Origin of the sequence: Pseudomonas cichorii (assembly GCF_019719005.1) — a bacterium.
Classification (GTDB): domain Bacteria; phylum Pseudomonadota; class Gammaproteobacteria; order Pseudomonadales; family Pseudomonadaceae; genus Aquipseudomonas; species Aquipseudomonas cichorii_E.
The window spans coordinates 1-16,467 of sequence record NZ_JAIGPJ010000051.1; the positions used below are offsets into that span (position 1 = coordinate 1).

The following is a 16,467-nucleotide window of genomic DNA, read 5'->3' on the forward strand; positions in this document are numbered from 1 at the left end:
GAACCGGAGCGGATGGTTTTCCCCCCTTTTGCCGAAACAAAAGGGGGCCGCCGTAAAGGCGGAACCAGTAGGACCAGCACATACCCATAAGGGATATGTACACCGAAGAGCTTTTTTACCCCACGAAAAGACGTATCAATTCATGGTCTTGGGTTTGGAGCGAATTCATTCGCGAAAGGGGTTGGACTCAATGAGCCCCAGCCGCCTTGTTCAGGTCGCCTTCGGCCCATTGGGTGTAGATGCAGGCATCGGCGGTGGCCCAGCGGACGCGGACGGTATCACCGGCTTTCAGTTGCAGGCCGGTGGCTGACAGCGCCTTGACGGTCATGGCCGTACCACCTGAAGTGACGACCGCACAGGTCTGGCTTTCGCCCAGAAACAACACTTCGGTCACCTTCGCCGTCACTTCGTTCCAGCCATGCTCCAGCGGCGTAGCTTCGGCCTGTTGAATGCTCAGGGCCTGGGCTTTTTCCGGGCGGATCATCAGCAGCACGTCCTGATCGGTTTTCAGGCCTGAAGTCAGTCGGATCGACAGCGGATTGCCCTCAAACGTCGCCACCGCATTGCCCTGTGCCTTGAGCTTCAGGAAGTTCGAGTTGCCCAGGAACGACGCCACAAATGCATTCGGCGGGTTCTGATAAAGGTCGTAGCCGGTGCCCAGACCAACGATCTTGCCATGGCTGAAGATCGCGATGCGCTGAGACAGGCGCATGGCTTCTTCCTGGTCGTGGGTCACGTAGACGATGGTGATACCCAGGCGACGATGCAGCTGCCGCAATTCATCCTGCAAATCTTCACGCAGTTTCTTGTCCAGTGCGCCCAACGGTTCGTCCATCAGCAGAATGCGTGGTTCGTAAACCAGCGCACGGGCAATGGCCACACGCTGTTGCTGGCCGCCGGACAGTTGCGAAGGGCGGCGATGGGCGAACTGTTCCAGTTGCACCAGCTTGAGCATGGCGTCCACGCGCTTGTTGCGTTCGGCCGCCGGCAGTTTGCGGATGGCCAGCGGGAAGGCGATGTTGTCGCGTACCGACAGGTGTGGAAACAGCGAGTAGCGCTGGAACACCATGCCGATGTCGCGCTTGTGGGGCGGCACGTTCACCAGGGATTTGCCACCCACCAGAATCTCTCCCGAGCTGGGCGTTTCAAACCCGGCGAGCATCGACAGCGTGGTGCTCTTGCCCGAGCCGCTGGAGCCCAGGAAGGTCAGGAATTCACCGTCCTGGATATCCAGATCGATGTTGTCCACGGCAGCGAAGTCGCCGTAATGCTTGTTCAGGTTGCACAGGCTGACCAGGGTTTTCGGGTCGTGTTGTGCGTTGTCTTTGATCACGGCACTCATGAGGTACTCCTGGCTTCGTTGCGGCGACGCAGGGTCGCGGCGATGAACATGACCAGCACCGACAGGGCGATCAGCAGCGTCGAAGCGACTGCAATGACCGGGGTCAGATCCTGACGCAAAGTGGTCCACATTTTGACGGGTAGGGTTTGCAAGGTAGGGCTGGCCATCATCACGCTCAGGACCACCTCGTCCCACGACACCAGGAACGCGAACAACGCACCGGCGATCATGCCGGGACGAATGGCCGGAAAGGTGACCTTGATCACTGCCTGGATTCGCGATGCACCGCAGATCACGGCGGCATCCTCGATGGACTGGTCGAACAGTTTCAGCGAGTTGATGATCGAGATGATGGTAAATGGCAGCGCCACGATCACATGGCTGACCACGAAGGAAAACAGCGTGCCGGTGTAGCCAAGCTTGAGAAACAGCGCATACACGGCCACGGCAATGATCACCAGCGGCACGATCATCGGCAGGGTAAAGATGCCGTACAGCATGTCACGGCCCGGAAAGCGTCCGCGCACCAGCGCAAAGGCGGTGGGCAGGCCCAGAGCGACGGCGCTGATGGTAGTCAGGACGGCGACCTTGAAGCTGGACATCGCCGCCTGCATCCATTCCGGATTGGAGAAGAACTGCTGATACCACTTCAGGGTCCAGCCCGGCGGTGGGAAGACCAGCCACTGGGATGAGCCGAACGAAAGCAGCACGATGAACAGGATCGGCAGCAACAGAAACAGCGCGATCAGGCCGGTGGTCAGGTAAAGACCCAACCGCAGGCGCGTGCTCATGGCATTGGGAGTCAGGAGCATGGCTTACCTCGCATTGCTGGCGCCGACCGGGGATTCCGGCTGGAGCTTGAGATAGAAGTAGAACAGCACCAGAGTAATCAGGATCAGCAGTGCGGCTGCGGCACTGGCCAGTCCCCAGTTCAGGAAGGACTGCACCTGCTGGACGATGAACTCGGGCAGCATCATGTTCTGTGCGCCACCCAGCAGAGCGGGGGTGACGTAGTAACCCAGGGACATCACAAACACCATCAGACCACCGGAAAACAGCCCCGAGCGACACAGTGGCAGGAACACCCTGAAAAAGTTGGTCCACGGGCTTGCACCGCAGATGGAGCCGGCCTGCAACACCATCGGGTCAATGGCCTGCATGGTCGCCTGCAACGGCAGCACGATGAACGGAATCATGATGTAGCTCATGCCGATCACCACGCCTGTGAGGTTATGCACCATCTCCAGCGGCTGATCGATGATGCCCATGGCCATCAGTGTCTTGTTGATGACCCCTGAAGCCTGGAGCAATACCAGCCAGGAGTAGGTGCGAGCCAGCAGGCTGGTCCACATCGACAACAGCACGATATTGAGAATCCAGCGGCCCCAGCCGCGTGGCACCAGGGTGATCGCCCATGCCAGCGGGAAGCCCAGCAACAGGCTGAACAGCGTTACCAGACCCGCCACCGAGAACGTGTTGAACAACACCCTGGCGTAAGCGGAGTTGGCGAACAGTTGTTCGTAGTTGCCCAGGCCCGGAGTCGGTTCCAGCACACCGCGAAGCAACAGGCCTATCAGTGGTGCGAAGAAAAAAAGCCCCAGAAAGAGCAGTGCCGGGAGCAGATTGCGGCTGCCGCGCCAGCGTTGTGACAAAGTGGTTTTTGGCTGCATCTTCACTGCCTTGGTGCAAGCCGCGCCAGCGGTGCTTGACGCACCACCGGCCGGGTTGGATTGACGGGAAGCAATAGCCGTCATTTTTACTTGACCAGCCATTCGTTCCACCGTGTCGCGATGTCCGGACCATTCTTGGCCCAGTATGCGAAGTCGAGAGTGATCTGATCCTGTGCATACGCGGTTGGCAGGTTAGGTGCCAGCGTCGAGTCCAGGCGCGGCACGCTGTCCAGGTTGACCGGCGCATAGGCGCTGAGGTTGGAGAAGTCGGCCTGGCCTTTAGGGCTGGTCGCCTCAGCGATGAACTTCATGGCCGCAGCCTTGTTCTTGGCACCTTTGGGGACGACCAGGAAATCGGCCATGACCAGGTTCTGCTTCCAGCTCACACCCACTGGAGCGCCATCCTGTTGCAGCGCGTAGACGCGACCGTTCCACATCTGGCCCATGGACGCTTCACCCGAAGCCAGCAGTTGCTGGGATTGAGCGCCGCCGCCCCACCAGACGATGTCTTTCTTGATGGTGTCGAGCTTCTTGAAGGCGCGGTCCAGGTCCAGCGGGTAGAGTTTGTCAGCGGCTACGCCATCGGCCAGCAGTGCCAGCTCAAGTACGCCAGGGCTTGGCCATTTGTACAGCGCGCGTTTGCCGGGGTAGGTCTTGGTGTCGAACATGGCCGACCAGTCTTGCGGGGTCTTGGCGCCGACCTTGCTCTCGTTGTAGCCCAGCACGAACGAGAAGAAGAACGAGCCTGCGCCGTGGTCCGACACAAAGCGTGGGTCGATGCGGTCGCGTTTGATGGTGGTGAAATCGAGGGGTTCAAGCAGGCCTTCGCTGGCGGCACGCAGGGCGAAGTCGGCCTCCACATCCACGACATCCCACTGCACGTTGCCGCTTTCGACCATGGCCTTGAGTTTGCCGTAGTCGGTCGGGCCATCCTGCACAACCGTAATGCCGCTGGCTTTGGTGAAAGGTGCAGCCCAGGCTTGCTTCTGTGCATCCTGGGTCGAGCCACCCCAACTGACGAAGTTGACGCTTTCGGCGGCTATGGCTGTGAAACTTGAAATAGCCAACACGCCAGCAGCAAGAACTGCAGTTGCACGTTTGTTCAACACCATTTTCACGCCCTCATTTGTTGTGTTTTGAGCGGGCTTTTTTTGCCCGCGTATTCGGGAGCAGTAGGTCCAGTGGACCGGAGAAACTGGCGACCATGTCGGGTGCTGTTGTTTGTGCTTATCCCTTAGCGGGCGCACCCGACAAAAACCTTCGGTCTACGGAATGTCATATTATGGTATTCCAAACTTTGTGCAAGTATTTTGCCCTGTCGGAACCCGTTCCTTTTGCTTTTTTTACCGGTGAAAGCCTTTGTTTACAGGGGTAAGCGCCGCGGCTTCTGCCTTGTTGTCTATCTTGCTTCAGCCAGTAAAGGGAATATTTTCAACCACTTCCAGATCGTATCCGGTCAGCCCGGCGTATTTGAGAGGCGGGCCAAGATGGCGCAGTTTGCCTACGCCAAGGTCTTGCAGAATCTGTGCGCCAGTGCCTACTTCCGAATAAATGCGTGACTGCGAACGGGTGTACTGACGCGGCGGCTGGGTAAGTTGCGGGATACGCTCCAGCAGTGCCTGGGAGGACTCGTGATTGGCCAGCACCACGACCACGCCGCGACCTTCTTCGGCGACTTTCTGCAGGGCGGCCCACAGGGTCCAGTTCGCTGGGCCCGTGTACTCGGCACCTACCAGGTCGCGCAGTGGATCAACCACGTGTACTCGCACCAAGGTCGGGTAATCGCGCTGGATGTCGCCCATGACCATGGCCATGTGTACGCCACCTTCGATCCGGTCCTCGTAGCTGAACAGGCTGAAGGTTCCATGAACCGTGGGCAACTCGCGTTCGCCGATGCGCACGACCGTATGCTCAGTGCTCAGGCGGTAGTGGATCAGGTCGGCGATGGTGCCGATGCGGATGCCGTGCTTTTCAGCGAACAGTTCCAGATCCGGGCGTCGGGCCATGGTGCCGTCATCGTTCATGACTTCGACGATCACCGACGCAGGCGTCAGGCCTGCCAGACGAGCCAGGTCGCAGCCGGCTTCGGTATGTCCGGCGCGGGTCAGCACGCCGCCTTCGCGGGCGCGCAGCGGGAAAATATGGCCGGGCTGTACCAGGTCGTCGGCACAGGCTTGCGGGTTGACAGCAGCCTGGACGGTGCGGGCTCGGTCGGCGGCAGAAATTCCGGTGCTGACGCCTGTTGCGGCTTCGATGGAAACCGTGAACGCCGTGGCGAATACGCTGCCATTGCTGGGCACCATTTGTTCCAGCCCCAGGCGCTGACAATGTTCATCGGTCAGGGTAAGGCAGATCAGGCCACGTGCTTCGCGGGCCATGAAGCTGATGGCCTGAGGTGTGCAGAGGTCGGCGGCAAGCAGCAGGTCACCTTCGTTTTCCCGGTCTTCGTCGTCCACCAGCAGGACCATCTTGCCCTGACGGTAATCTTCAATGATGTCTTCGATGCGATCGAACGCCATACTCAGGATCTCGGTGTTATGGATAAAAAATCGTGGTATACCATAAGACAGAATATTTCATAGATTCCCTATCATTGAAACAGTGAGATCGCGATGAAGGCTTATTGGATTGCAAACGTGGACGTAACTGACCCTAAGCAGTACAGCGAATATACCCAGCGAGCGCCAGCGGCATTTGAATTATTTGGTGGCAAATTCATGGCGCGTGGTGGGCGTTCCGAAGCCGTCGAAGGCCGCGACACGCCGCAACGCACCGTTGTGATTGAATTCGAATCGTATGAGCAGGCTTTGGCCTGTTATCGCTCGGCCGAGTATCAGGAAGCGATGAGTCATCGCCTGGGTGTGGCGAAGGCCGAGATCGTGATTGTCGAAGGGGTTTGACTTATCCCCGTGGGAGCGAATTCATTCGCGAAGGGCCGTTTCGCGAATGAATTCGCTCCTACGCAGTGGCCATTCACCGAATGAAATGCACCTTGCCGGTGTCGTCATTGCCCATGTACAGGCCATACACCCCGGCCTGGCGCTCGGCGATGTAGCGCTCGAGGATTTGCCGGATGGCGGGGTAGTAGATGCTGTCCCACGGGATGTCTTCGGGGGCGAAGAATTTGTAGTCCATCGTCTCCGGCCCGAACTGGCCGGTGATTTCCAGGGCTATGGCGCGGAAGACGATATACACCTCGCTGATCTTCGGCACGCTGAAGATGGAGTAGGGCGAGATGATTTCTGCGCGTACGCCGCTTTCTTCCCAGACTTCCCGCAGGGCGGCCTGTTCGGTGGTTTCGCCACTCTCCATGAAACCGGCCGGTAGCGTCCAGGTGCCGGGGCGTGGCGCGATTGCCCGCTGGCACAGCAGGTATTTGCCTTCCTGCTCGATGATGCAGCCGGCAATGATCTTGGGATTGACGTAATGAATGTAATTGCAACTGCCGCACATCAGCCGCGCATGGGTATCGCCCGGTGGGATGCGCTGATCGAGATCGGCACTGCCACATTGCGGACAAAAGCGCGGCGCGGGCATGTCAGCGTCCTATTCGGGGTTCTTTGATGGCAATCGGAGCAACGATGTCGCGGACCTTGGCGTCATCGTCCTGCTTGGATTTCAGGTATTCCAGCGCCACAGCGGCAGCGTTGCGCACGTGATCGACGGAAGCCTTGTGGGCCGCCAGCGGGTCGCCGCTCTTGATGGCTTCGACGATGTGTTCCATTTCCTTGCTGCTGGCACCGCGGCGGTTGATCTGTGACACCGAGGTGGCCCGCAGATAACTGATGCGAGCCTGCAACTGACGCAACTGGGTGGCGGCGATGTGATTGCCCGACCCTTCAAGCAGTACGTCGTAGAAGCTTTGCACCGAATCGATGACCTGTTGCAACTCGCCATCGGCGAGGGCCTTGCGGTTTTCTTCGAGGGCCTTTTCCAGGGCACGGATATCTTTCGCCTTGGCCCGCAGGGTGAAAAGCTGCACGATCAGCCCTTCGAGCACGCAACGCAGTTCATAGATATCGCAGGCATCTTCCAGAGTAATGATGGCGACCCGTGGCCCCTTGGCGTCGGCGAACTCCACCAGACCTTCGGACTCCAGATGGCGCAAGGCTTCACGCACGGATGTCCGGCTGACCCCGAGACGATCACACAGATCTCGCTCGACCAGACGATCCCCCGGCAGAAGCTGGAAGTTCATGATCGCGCTGCGCAGTTTGTCCAGCACGATTTCGCGCAGGGTAACGGGGTTGCGATTGACCTTGAAGTTGTCGTCGAGTGGCAGGCGTTTCATCGGGTGTGCTCGGAGTGGGGCTGTCTATGTGAAAAACACGGCCAGAACAAGGCGGTCGCGTTCATGGCGTCAGCCTGAAAACCGGTCGGGCTGACGCATGACCGGGCCTGCATCGCCCGGATAGACGCCGAGTTTATCACGCCGTTGCTCTTGACGACCAAGAACCCCGTTTCATGCAAAAGGTGGCAGAGCCCCCAGTTTGCCGCGGTAGTAGAGCATCGGTGTAGCAGGTGTTTGCGGCAGGATCAGGTTTTTCACCGCTCCGACGATGATGGCGTGATCGCCGCCGTCATATTCACGCCACAGTTCGCACTCTATGATCGCCGTCGCCTTGCTCAGCAACGGGTTGCCGAGCTCGCTCAGGTGCCATTCGATACCCTTGGTCTTGTCCTTGCCCTTGCTGGCGAACGCATAGGCTTCAGCCTGTTGCTCGGCAGAGAGCAAATGGATCGCGAACTTTTTACTGTCGCGCAGCACAGGGTAAGTGTCACTGGCGTAGTTCGGGCAGAACAGCACCAGTGCCGGGTCGATGGACAGTGCGCTGAAAGCGCTGGCGGTGATGCCTACCAGACCGCCTTCGGCGTCCAGTGTGGTGACGATGGTCACGCCCGAAGGAAAGGACGCCATGACTTCTTTATAAATACCGGGTTCTATCATTGCCGCCGCCTCACTCAACGCATTACAAAAGGATCAGGCATGGGGGCCTGCGATAGATTGATCCATACCGTTTTCAGTTCGGTATAGGCCAGGACCGAGTCGATGCCGCTTTCTCGGCCATAGCCGCTGTTCTTGAACCCGCCGATGGGGGCCATGGCAGATACGGCTCGATAGGTGTTGACCCAGATGATACCTGAACGGATGTCCCGTGCCAGACGGTGTGCGCGGCCAAGGTCCCGGGTCCAGATACCTGCTGCAAGGCCGAACTGCGAGTCGTTGGCAATCGCCAGGGCTTCGGCCTCATCCTTGAAACGGATCACCGACGCGACAGGACCGAAGACTTCTTCCTGCATGATCTTCATGGAGTTGCGGTCACACTCGAACAGGGTCGGCTCGTAGAACCAGCCTTCGCTGGCCATTTCGGGCCGCTTGCCACCCAGTCGCAGGCGTGCGCCTTCGGCCAGTGCGTCAGCTACAAGACCTTCGACCACGGCCAGTTGCTGAGCGGTCGCCATAGGCCCCATTTCAGTGGTTTCGTCCTGGGGGTTGCCGATGCGGATGCGGCTGGCGCGTTCAGCCAGGCGCTCGACGAATTCGTCGTAGATCTCGTCCTGGACCAGCAGTCGCGAACCGGACACACAGCTTTGCCCCGAAGCGGCATAGATGCCAGCGACCGCGCCATTGATGGCGCTGTCCAGATCGGCGTCGGCAAAGATGATGTTGGGGGATTTGCCGCCCAGTTCCAGGGACAGCTTGGCGAAGTTTTCGGCGCTGCTGCGCACCACATGGCGTGCGGTTGCAGCACCACCGGTAAAGGCGATCTTGCGCACCAGTGGATGGCGGGTCAGGGCTGCGCCGGTGCTTGGGCCATAGCCGGTCACGACATTGACCACGCCCGGTGGAATACCGGCTTCCAGCGCCAGACGCGCCAGTTCCAGAATGGTGGCCGAGGCGTGTTCTGAAGGCTTGAGCACGATGGTGTTGCCCGCTGCCAGTGCCGGAGCCAGTTTGATGGCTGTCAGGTACAGCGGACTGTTCCAGGGAATGATCCCGGCGACCACGCCCATGGGTTCATGGACCGTGTAGGCAAACAGATCGGGCTTGTCGAGGGGCAGGGTGCCGCCTTCGAGTTTGTCCGCGAGGCCGGCCGTGTAGTGGAAAAACTCCGGCAGATAGCTCACCTGACCACGGGTTTCGCGGATCAGCTTGCCGTTGTCGCGGCTTTCCAGTTGCGCCAGTTGCTCCTTGTTCTCGGCGATCAGGTCGCCCAGCCTGCGCAGCAGCTTGCCTCGTGCCGTGGCGGTCAGCCCGCGCCAGGCTTTGCCTTCAAAGGCCTTTTGCGCGGCCTGGACGGCGCGCTCCACGTCCGCCTCATCGGCGTCGGGCAACTGCGCCCAGGGTTCGGCCAATGCAGGGTTGAGACTGTCGAAGGTCTTGCCGGAAAGTGCGTCGACCCATTGGCCGTCTATGCACATCTGAAAGCGCGTGAGAGTCATGCAACGATTCCCTTTGCCGGATTATGTAGAACTGCCGACTTGTCGAGAAAGTCCAGCAACACCTGATTGACCAGACGCGGCGATTCCACCGGCATCATGTGCCGCTGCTCGGGCAGTATCGCAACCTCTGCACCATGGATACGCATCGCCAGTTGACGGGCCATATCCGGTGTCGAGCCGGGGTCCAGCTCGCCGGTGGCAATCAGCGTCGGTGCGCGAATATCGCCCAGATCGTCGGCGCGGTACATATCCTGTGTGGCGAACAGTTTGTAAGTGGTCAGGTAGCCTTGTGGATCGTTGCTGGCCAGATTCTGCCGGATAGCTGCGATCTGTGCAGGGTTGGCCGCCTGGTATTCCCTGCTGAACCAGCGCGACAAGGCCTCTGCGGCATTGGCGTCCGGCCCGTGTTCGGCGGCCTGGCTGGTGCGTGCGATGACACCGGCACGCTGCTCGGGCGTGCGATTGAACACGCTGTTGAGGATGACCATACCCGACAGGTGCTGCGGGAAGTGCAGGGCAAAGGCCCGCGCCACCAGCCCGCCCATCGAGAAGCCGATGATTGTGGCCTTGGGCAAACCCAGGTGGTCCAGCAGTTCGCGCAGTTGTTCGGCATAACCGGGCAGGCCGGTCTCCGGGTCCGGGCGCGGACTCGAACCATGACCCAGCATGTCGTAGGCAATGACTCGGTAATGCGGGGCCAGGCCGACAATCTGACCGCCCCACATTTCTTTGTTCAGACCCACCCCGTGAATCAACACCACAGGGTGGCCCTGGCCGGTGGCCAGATAACTGGTTCCGGCCGGGGTGCGTTCAGCGGTGAGCTGAATCATGGATCGCTCCTGCGCAGGCATTCATTATTGTTGGGAGGGGATTACTGAGCCTTTTCGGCAGCCAGCTCTTCCAGGTCGATATAGCGGTTGCCGATGCGCGGGTGCAGGCGGCCGCCGTTGGCAGCGCCCAGCACTACGATGATTTCGTCGGCGCGTGGGGCGTCTTCGATCTGCATTTCCAGGGTGATGTAGTGCGAGCGCAGGCCTTCGTCATCCTTGTGCATCATCGGGATCTGGATGGAAGTGCCCGGGCCGCCACGCTTGTTGGTGAAACTCAGGTAGCTCTTGGCCTTGACCGCTTCACGGTAGTGGTTGCCGAAGCGCAGGGTGTGAATCACTGCCGAAGCGTGTTCGATCTCGCCTTCGGCGCCGACTACTGCGGCCTTGCCGTAGGCTTCGATCCTGTCTGCACCGCCGATGGCGGCTGTCAGGCGTTTGACCATCAGCTCGCCCAGCTCGGAGCAGTTGGCGCGGATTTCCGGCTTGAGGTCTTCGACAAAACCACGACCGAGCCAAGGGTTCTTGATCACGACAGCCAGGCCGACCATGGTCACCGGTTTGTCGGTCGCCTTGCCGCCTTCGATGAAGGTCTCTTCGGTGTAATTGACGATCTTGCGAATTTCAAAGCTCATGTAGGACTCCCGGATCGAGCACTGTTGTATTTCGTATGATGGTATACCATAAGATTGTGCGTGCAAGTGCTTTATTCGAGCGTGTTGCAAAAACCTTCCTCGACGACCATTCGTCAGTGGTGTCCTGTGGTTCTTTGAACGTTGTCCGGCGCTGGCAGGCCAGATATTTCATGGGCCATGGACGGTTTTCGTCTCCTCCAGCCCACTACAGGAGAAAGAAATGACTGACTACCCAAGACCTCCTTTCCCGCAACAGGCGCAATCGGTGCCTGGTTCGCAAGCGAAGATGGAGCCCTATCCCGATTGCGGCGAGCAGAGCTACCGCGGCTCTGGGCGACTGCAAGACAGAATTGCCCTGATCACCGGCGGGGACAGCGGCATTGGCCGCGCGGTGGCCATTGCCTTTGCGCGAGAGGGTGCTGATGTCGCGCTCTCTTATCTTGATGAGCATGAGGATGCTCAGGAAACCGCTCGCTGGGTCGAGCAGGCTGGCAGGCAGTGTTTGTTGCTGCCGGGCGATCTTGCTCAGAAAGAGCAGTGCCGCCACATTGTGGAAGAAACCGTCGGGCGCTTTGGCCGTATCGATGTGCTGGTCAATAACGCAGCCTTCCAGATGACTCACGAAACCCTTGAAGAAATCCCTGATGAGGAATGGGTGAGGACCTTCGATATCAATATCACGGCGATATTCCGAATCTGTCAGGCGGCAGTGCCGCACATGGCTGCAGGCAGTTCGATCATCAACACCAGTTCGGTGAACGCCGACATGCCCAAGCCGACCTTGCTGCCTTATGCCTCCACTAAAGGCGCCATTGCCAATTTTTCCGGCGGTCTGGCGCAACTGCTGGGCGAACGTGGAATCCGGGTCAACAGTGTCGCTCCGGGCCCGATCTGGACACCCTTGATCGTGTCGACCATGACGGACGAAGAGGTCCGCAACTTCGGCAGCCAGACGCCGCTGGGGCGTCCGGGTCAGCCTGTCGAGGTGGCACCGATTTATGTGCTGCTGGCTTCCGACCAGTCCAGCTATACCTCCGGTGCGCTCTATAGCGTGACGGGCGGCAAGCCGATTTTGTAGCGAACATTCTGCTTTCGCTGCACTCCCATACAGTGACGGCCTGTCGATGAGGTTCTGTCAGGTCGTTTCTGTTTGCATCTGTCATTCATTCTTGACCGTGCCTTGACTCTTGCGGGGATATCCCCGTAAGTTGGTCGACTCAGTCATGCATCAACTTCAGGAGAAATGCCATGTATCCCGATGTTCAGCTCTATATCGATGGCCAGTGGCGTGCAAGCCGTGATGGCCGCACCTTGCCGGTCATTGATCCTGCCACCGGCCAGTCGCTGGGAACGGTGGCCCATGCCAGCATTCCCGATCTGGACGAAGCCCTGGCGGCAGCTGAACGTGGTTTTGCAACCTGGCGCGCCACTTCGGCCTATGATCGCTACAAGATCATGCAAAAGGCCGCGCAATTGCTGCGCGAGCGCGCCGACAGCATTGCCCGCATCATGACTCAGGAACAGGGTAAGCCGCTGGCCGAAGCGCGTATGGAAACCCAGTCCGCTGCCGATATCATCGACTGGCTGGCCGAGGAGGGGCGTCGCAGCTATGGCCGTCTCGTGCCGTCGCGCAATCCTTCCATCGAGCAGAAGGTGATCAAGGAGCCGGTCGGTCCCGTTGCCGCGTTCACGCCCTGGAACTTCCCGATCAACCAGGTGGTGCGCAAGCTGTCGTCGGCGCTGGCCGCCGGTTGCTCGATCATCATCAAGGCCCCGGAAGAAACTCCGGCATCGCCTGCCGAACTGGTCCGTGCCTTTGCCGATGCCGGTGTGCCGGCTGGCGTGATCGGGCTGGTATACGGCGTGCCTGCCGATATCTCCAATTACCTGATCCCGCATCCGGTGATCCGCAAGGTGACCTTCACCGGCTCCACGCCGGTTGGCAAGCAGTTGGCGGCCTTGGCCGGCCAGCACATGAAGCGCGCCACCATGGAGCTGGGCGGCCATGCGCCTGCACTGGTCTTCGACGACGCCGATCTGGATCTGGCTGCGCGAGTGCTGTCCACCGCCAAGTTCCGTAATGCCGGTCAGGTCTGTGTTTCACCGACGCGGATTCTGGTACAGCGCAAGGTATTCGAGGCCTTCACCGAGAAGTTCGTGGGGCTGACCCGAGAGGTCAAGGTCGGCAATGGCCTGGAAGCGGGCACCACCATGGGGCCGGTGGCCAATGAGCGTCGTGTTCCAGCGCTGGTGGATCTGGTCGAGGATGCCGTGGGTGCCGGTGCGAAGCTGGAAACGGGCGGCAAGGCCGTTGAAGGGGCAGGCTATTTCTTCGAGCCAACCGTATTGAGCGGCCTGACCCGTGAAATGCGCATCATGAACGAAGAGCCTTTCGGTCCTGTTGCGTTGTTGGTGCCGTTCGACACGCTGGAAGAGGTTATCGCCGAGTCCAATCGTGTGCCGTTTGGTCTTGCCTCTTATGCCTTCACCACTTCGATGAAGACTGCCCAGGCGCTGAGCAATGGCATCGAAGCCGGCATGCTGTCGATCAATCATCAGGGTATTGGCCTGCCTGAGATTCCGTTTGGCGGGATCAAGGACTCAGGCTACGGCTCCGAAGGCGGCACCGAAGCCATTGAGGCCTACCTCAATACCAAGCTGGTGACCCAGTTCAACTAACCCTGCTCCCGTAGGAGCGAATTCATTCGCGAAAAGGTCTTCGCGAATAAATTCGCTCCTACAGTTTTTATTCCCGCGCCTGCTGAATACCGTTCTGCTTCATCACCAGATTCTTTTCCTTCTTGTACTGCAAGGCGACTTGCGGCGCAGGACCGCTCTCGCCGGTTTCCATCCAGCGGCGCAGGCGGCTGGCATCGGCGAAGTGGGTGTATTTGCCGAAGGCGTCGAGAATCACCACGGAAACCTGACGGTTAGCCATGGTGGTCAGCAGCACCAGACAGTGACCTGCCTGATTGGTGAAGCCGGTCTTGGTCAGCTTGATGTCCCAGTTGTCTTTGCGCACCAGGTGATCCGTGTTGCTGAAGCCCAGGTTGTAGGTGGGCTTGCGGAAGGTCACGGTCTTTTCTGCTGTGGTGCTCAGCTCGGTGATCATCGGGTATTTTCGAGCAGCCATGATCAGCTTGGTGAGGTCGCGAGCTGTGGAAACGTTATAGACCGACAGCCCGGTAGGCTCGACATAGGCCGTATGTTTCATGCCCAGCGCCTTGGCCTTTGCATTCATGGCCAGGATGAAGGCCGGATAGCCGCCCGGGTAACTGTGGGCCAGGCTCGCGGCGGCACGGTTTTCCGAAGACATCAGCGTGATCAGCAGCATGTCCTTGCGATTCATTTCGCTGCCCAGCTTGACGCGGGAGAACACGCCTTTCATTTCCGGTGTCTGGGAAATGTTGACTGGAATGACTTCGTCCATCGACTGTTTGGCGTCCAGCACGACCATGGCGGTCATGAGTTTGGTGACCGAAGCGATGGGTACGATAACGTCAGGGTTGTGTGAATACAGAACCTTGTCGGTTTGCACATCAATGACCAGTGTGCTGCCGGAAGCCAGATGAAGTTTTGATGGGTCCCGGTTCAGGGCCGCGATTTCGTTTGCAGTGGCGTTGATGGAAACTACAGGGCCCGTAAGTGCAAATAGAAGACCCAGAAGTGGCAGACGAATTTTCAAGAACAGGGCTCACTCGATAAATGTGCAGTTTTGCACGTGGATATAGGAAAAACGCTGCATTTTAGGAGCGGACTTTGCCCAAAGTCGATGGGGTGAGCAGGGCGATTCGTCAATTAATTCAGGAATCGTGGTTTTATTAAGTTGCTGTTAAGTAGGAAAGCCACGAATGGGGGGGTGTTTTCAATATTCGTGGTGTCCACGGCTCGCACCGATTAGCATTCACGCCATCAATGCTCATCGATTTAAGGAAGCGTGCAATGCTCAAGGGGTTTATCAGCAAGGATTACGTTGTTCTGGTGATCGCTGCATCTCTGGTCGCGGTCGTACTGCTTGTCACCGGATTCTTTTCCCGGCCTGCCGACTGGGTCGGCTGGGTCCAGGCCACAGGGCTGATCGTCGGCATGATGGTCGCTGTAGGGATTCCGGGTATCCAGCGCAAGCAGGAAGCGGCAGTGGCCCACAAGCAACTGCGTGAACGCGAAACCGGTTATGCCCGCCGTATTCAATACCTGTGCGGCGAGTTGACCGAGCTGCAGGCCAGAACCAGCCTGAATCTTACCCATTTGCGCGCCAGCGACCGGCATCGCCTGAAATACACGTTGCAGGATTATCTGCACCGCTTGTTCGAGTCCCATAAACAGGATTTGAATGATGATCGTGTAGTGCTGGCTTACGAGCTGCGTCAGGTGGCCAACGACCTGATCGATGAGCTGGACAGTGGTCGTACCGATCGTGTCGTGTTCCTCGCTCTGGAAAAGCGCCTGCAAAAACTGGCTCATCGCTGCCAGGTCAATGCGGCAATGGCCGAGCGCGTCTGAGGCTTTTGCGAGCCCATAAAAAAGCCCACATCAAAGGATGTGGGCAAGGGGATGTGCGGAGCAAACGCACGAAGACTTTGAAACCGGGTGCTGCACTCAACCGTTGAGCTTGTGGCTTTCCAGCTTGTTGGAGCTGGCCTGGGCTGCTGGCAATGAAGCGAAAGGGCCGCTGACGGGCTCGCCGTTGTGCATCAGGTACCAGCAGGCCAGAAAGCCGCGTTCTCTGAGTGTGGCCGGAACGGCGCTGCCAACTACTGACATGATCTGAACCTTGTTCATGGCTGTCTCCATCAATCGATGGCGCTACTTTACTCAGCCATCGTCTCTGGCAGAAATCATCGTTCTCGATAGTGGTCATTGATAATCACGAGGGTTGTGCGTCTTGACGGGCAACCTCCGTTTGATAGCAAAGCAACGAAAAGCCCCGCACGAGGCGAGGCTTTTGTCGGTTACCAGTGGCCGCGTGGCGGGCCATAGTAGGCTGGTGGCGGCGCATAACGACGGTAGTAGACCGGTGGCGGAGCCGGGTAACGTTCCACAACCTCATAAGCCGGCGCCGGCTGGTAGTAAACCACTGGCGGAGGAGGTGGCGCGTAGTAGACCGGTTGCGGTTGAACATAGACCGGCTGGCGTTCTACATACACTGTCCTGTCACGGCTGGACGAAACTGCGGCTCCAACCACGGCAGCGCCGACGATTGCACCCAGTACAGCTGGCCCACCCCAGCCACGATCAGCGTTGGCCTGGCCTGCCAATGCCAGGGCACCTATAAACAAGGCAATTTTGGGGATATGACGAATCATGACTGTTCCTCGCTCTCAACCCGTTGTCGCGGGCCTGCATTACGCTCAAGCACTGCCACGGGATAACTCTAAGACATCGTAATTTGAGAAAACGGCGAAGCCGTTAGGTAAATTTTGTGTAAGGGGGCCGGCGATGTTTTGTGTCGCGTATTCATCGCGGATCTGTGGAGTGATTCTACGCCTGCACTGGGGCGTTAATCCAATACCGTTTGGGGGAAAGGTGTAGACGAGATGTGCGGCTTC

At 58.9% G+C, this 16,467-nt stretch carries 18 protein-coding genes; 4 read left to right on the forward strand and 14 right to left on the reverse strand.

Translation table 11 applies throughout. The features are described 5' to 3' along the window. Nucleotides 1-187 precede the first annotated feature (187 nt). The 5 genes from K5D32_RS24255 to ribBA form a co-directional block, all read right to left on the reverse strand. Entirely contained in the window at nucleotides 188-1,342 is a 1,155-nt protein-coding gene (locus K5D32_RS24255; protein ID WP_221602106.1) for an ABC transporter ATP-binding protein, read from the reverse strand. Continuing rightward, entirely contained in the window at nucleotides 1,339-2,154 is an 816-nt protein-coding gene (locus tag K5D32_RS24260; protein ID WP_221593669.1) for an ABC transporter permease, read from the reverse strand. The genes K5D32_RS24255 and K5D32_RS24260 overlap by 4 nt, the downstream gene beginning before the upstream one ends. Before the next feature lie 3 nt (nucleotides 2,155-2,157). Beyond that, entirely contained in the window at nucleotides 2,158-3,114 is a 957-nt protein-coding gene (locus K5D32_RS24265; protein WP_221577311.1) for an ABC transporter permease, read from the reverse strand. Next, nucleotides 3,099-4,124, reverse strand: coding sequence for an ABC transporter substrate-binding protein (locus K5D32_RS24270; protein ID WP_221577312.1), 1,026 nt, complete (start codon nucleotides 4,122-4,124; stop codon nucleotides 3,099-3,101). Before K5D32_RS24270 ends, K5D32_RS24265 begins: the two co-directional genes overlap by 16 nt. 297 nt (nucleotides 4,125-4,421) lie before the next feature. Then, a complete protein-coding gene (ribBA, locus tag K5D32_RS24275; protein ID WP_221602109.1) occupies nucleotides 4,422-5,531 on the reverse strand; it encodes a bifunctional 3,4-dihydroxy-2-butanone-4-phosphate synthase/GTP cyclohydrolase II in 1,110 nt (369 codons plus the stop codon). 93 nt (nucleotides 5,532-5,624) lie between these two features. Here ribBA and K5D32_RS24280 point away from each other — a divergent pair, with 93 nt between their 5' ends. Continuing rightward, complete coding sequence (locus K5D32_RS24280) at nucleotides 5,625-5,912, forward strand: DUF1330 domain-containing protein (protein WP_221577314.1); 288 nt, start codon at nucleotides 5,625-5,627, stop codon at nucleotides 5,910-5,912. A gap of 73 nt (nucleotides 5,913-5,985) precedes the next feature. On the opposite strand, the gene K5D32_RS24285 is transcribed toward K5D32_RS24280, so the two are convergent. From K5D32_RS24285 to K5D32_RS24310, 6 genes are all read right to left on the reverse strand, one after another. Then, nucleotides 5,986-6,549 (reverse strand): NUDIX hydrolase, encoded by a 564-nt coding sequence (locus K5D32_RS24285; RefSeq protein ID WP_221577315.1) that lies wholly within the window; start codon nucleotides 6,547-6,549, stop codon nucleotides 5,986-5,988. 1 nt (nucleotide 6,550) lies between these two features. Further along, nucleotides 6,551-7,303 (reverse strand): GntR family transcriptional regulator, encoded by a 753-nt coding sequence (locus K5D32_RS24290; RefSeq protein WP_221593671.1) that lies wholly within the window; start codon nucleotides 7,301-7,303, stop codon nucleotides 6,551-6,553. A gap of 171 nt (nucleotides 7,304-7,474) precedes the next feature. Continuing rightward, complete coding sequence (locus tag K5D32_RS24295; RefSeq protein WP_221593672.1) at nucleotides 7,475-7,960, reverse strand: flavin reductase family protein; 486 nt, start codon at nucleotides 7,958-7,960, stop codon at nucleotides 7,475-7,477. 14 nt (nucleotides 7,961-7,974) lie between these two features. Then, nucleotides 7,975-9,456 (reverse strand): aldehyde dehydrogenase, encoded by a 1,482-nt coding sequence (locus K5D32_RS24300; RefSeq protein ID WP_198729065.1) that lies wholly within the window; start codon nucleotides 9,454-9,456, stop codon nucleotides 7,975-7,977. Continuing rightward, entirely contained in the window at nucleotides 9,453-10,286 is an 834-nt protein-coding gene (locus K5D32_RS24305; RefSeq protein WP_221602111.1) for an alpha/beta fold hydrolase, read from the reverse strand. The genes K5D32_RS24300 and K5D32_RS24305 overlap by 4 nt, the downstream gene beginning before the upstream one ends. A 41-nt stretch (nucleotides 10,287-10,327) precedes the next feature. Beyond that, entirely contained in the window at nucleotides 10,328-10,918 is a 591-nt protein-coding gene (locus tag K5D32_RS24310) for an amino acid synthesis family protein (RefSeq protein WP_221602113.1), read from the reverse strand. Between the two features lie 220 nt (nucleotides 10,919-11,138). On the opposite strand from K5D32_RS24310, the gene K5D32_RS24315 reads away from it, so the two are divergent. Together K5D32_RS24315 and K5D32_RS24320 are read left to right on the forward strand one after the other, a co-directional pair. Beyond that, a complete protein-coding gene (locus K5D32_RS24315) occupies nucleotides 11,139-11,996 on the forward strand; it encodes an SDR family oxidoreductase (protein ID WP_221602115.1) in 858 nt (285 codons plus the stop codon). 170 nt (nucleotides 11,997-12,166) lie between these two features. Then, a complete protein-coding gene (locus K5D32_RS24320) occupies nucleotides 12,167-13,597 on the forward strand; it encodes an NAD-dependent succinate-semialdehyde dehydrogenase (protein WP_221602117.1) in 1,431 nt (476 codons plus the stop codon). A gap of 67 nt (nucleotides 13,598-13,664) precedes the next feature. On the opposite strand, the gene pbpG is transcribed toward K5D32_RS24320, so the two are convergent. Further along, complete coding sequence (gene pbpG / locus K5D32_RS24325; RefSeq protein ID WP_221577420.1) at nucleotides 13,665-14,609, reverse strand: D-alanyl-D-alanine endopeptidase; 945 nt, start codon at nucleotides 14,607-14,609, stop codon at nucleotides 13,665-13,667. A 251-nt stretch (nucleotides 14,610-14,860) separates the two neighbouring features. Here pbpG and K5D32_RS24330 point away from each other — a divergent pair, with 251 nt between their 5' ends. Then, nucleotides 14,861-15,421, forward strand: coding sequence for a hypothetical protein (locus K5D32_RS24330; RefSeq protein WP_221577320.1), 561 nt, complete (start codon nucleotides 14,861-14,863; stop codon nucleotides 15,419-15,421). Nucleotides 15,422-15,517: 96 nt separating this feature from the next. Here K5D32_RS24330 and K5D32_RS24335 read toward each other — a convergent pair whose 3' ends face one another. Further along, a complete protein-coding gene (locus K5D32_RS24335) occupies nucleotides 15,518-15,700 on the reverse strand; it encodes a hypothetical protein (RefSeq protein ID WP_221577321.1) in 183 nt (60 codons plus the stop codon). A gap of 170 nt (nucleotides 15,701-15,870) precedes the next feature. Beyond that, nucleotides 15,871-16,224: a hypothetical protein gene (locus K5D32_RS24340; RefSeq protein WP_025259829.1), complete on the reverse strand. Its 354-nt coding sequence runs from the start codon at nucleotides 16,222-16,224 to the stop codon at nucleotides 15,871-15,873. Between the last annotated feature and the right edge of the window lie 243 nt (nucleotides 16,225-16,467).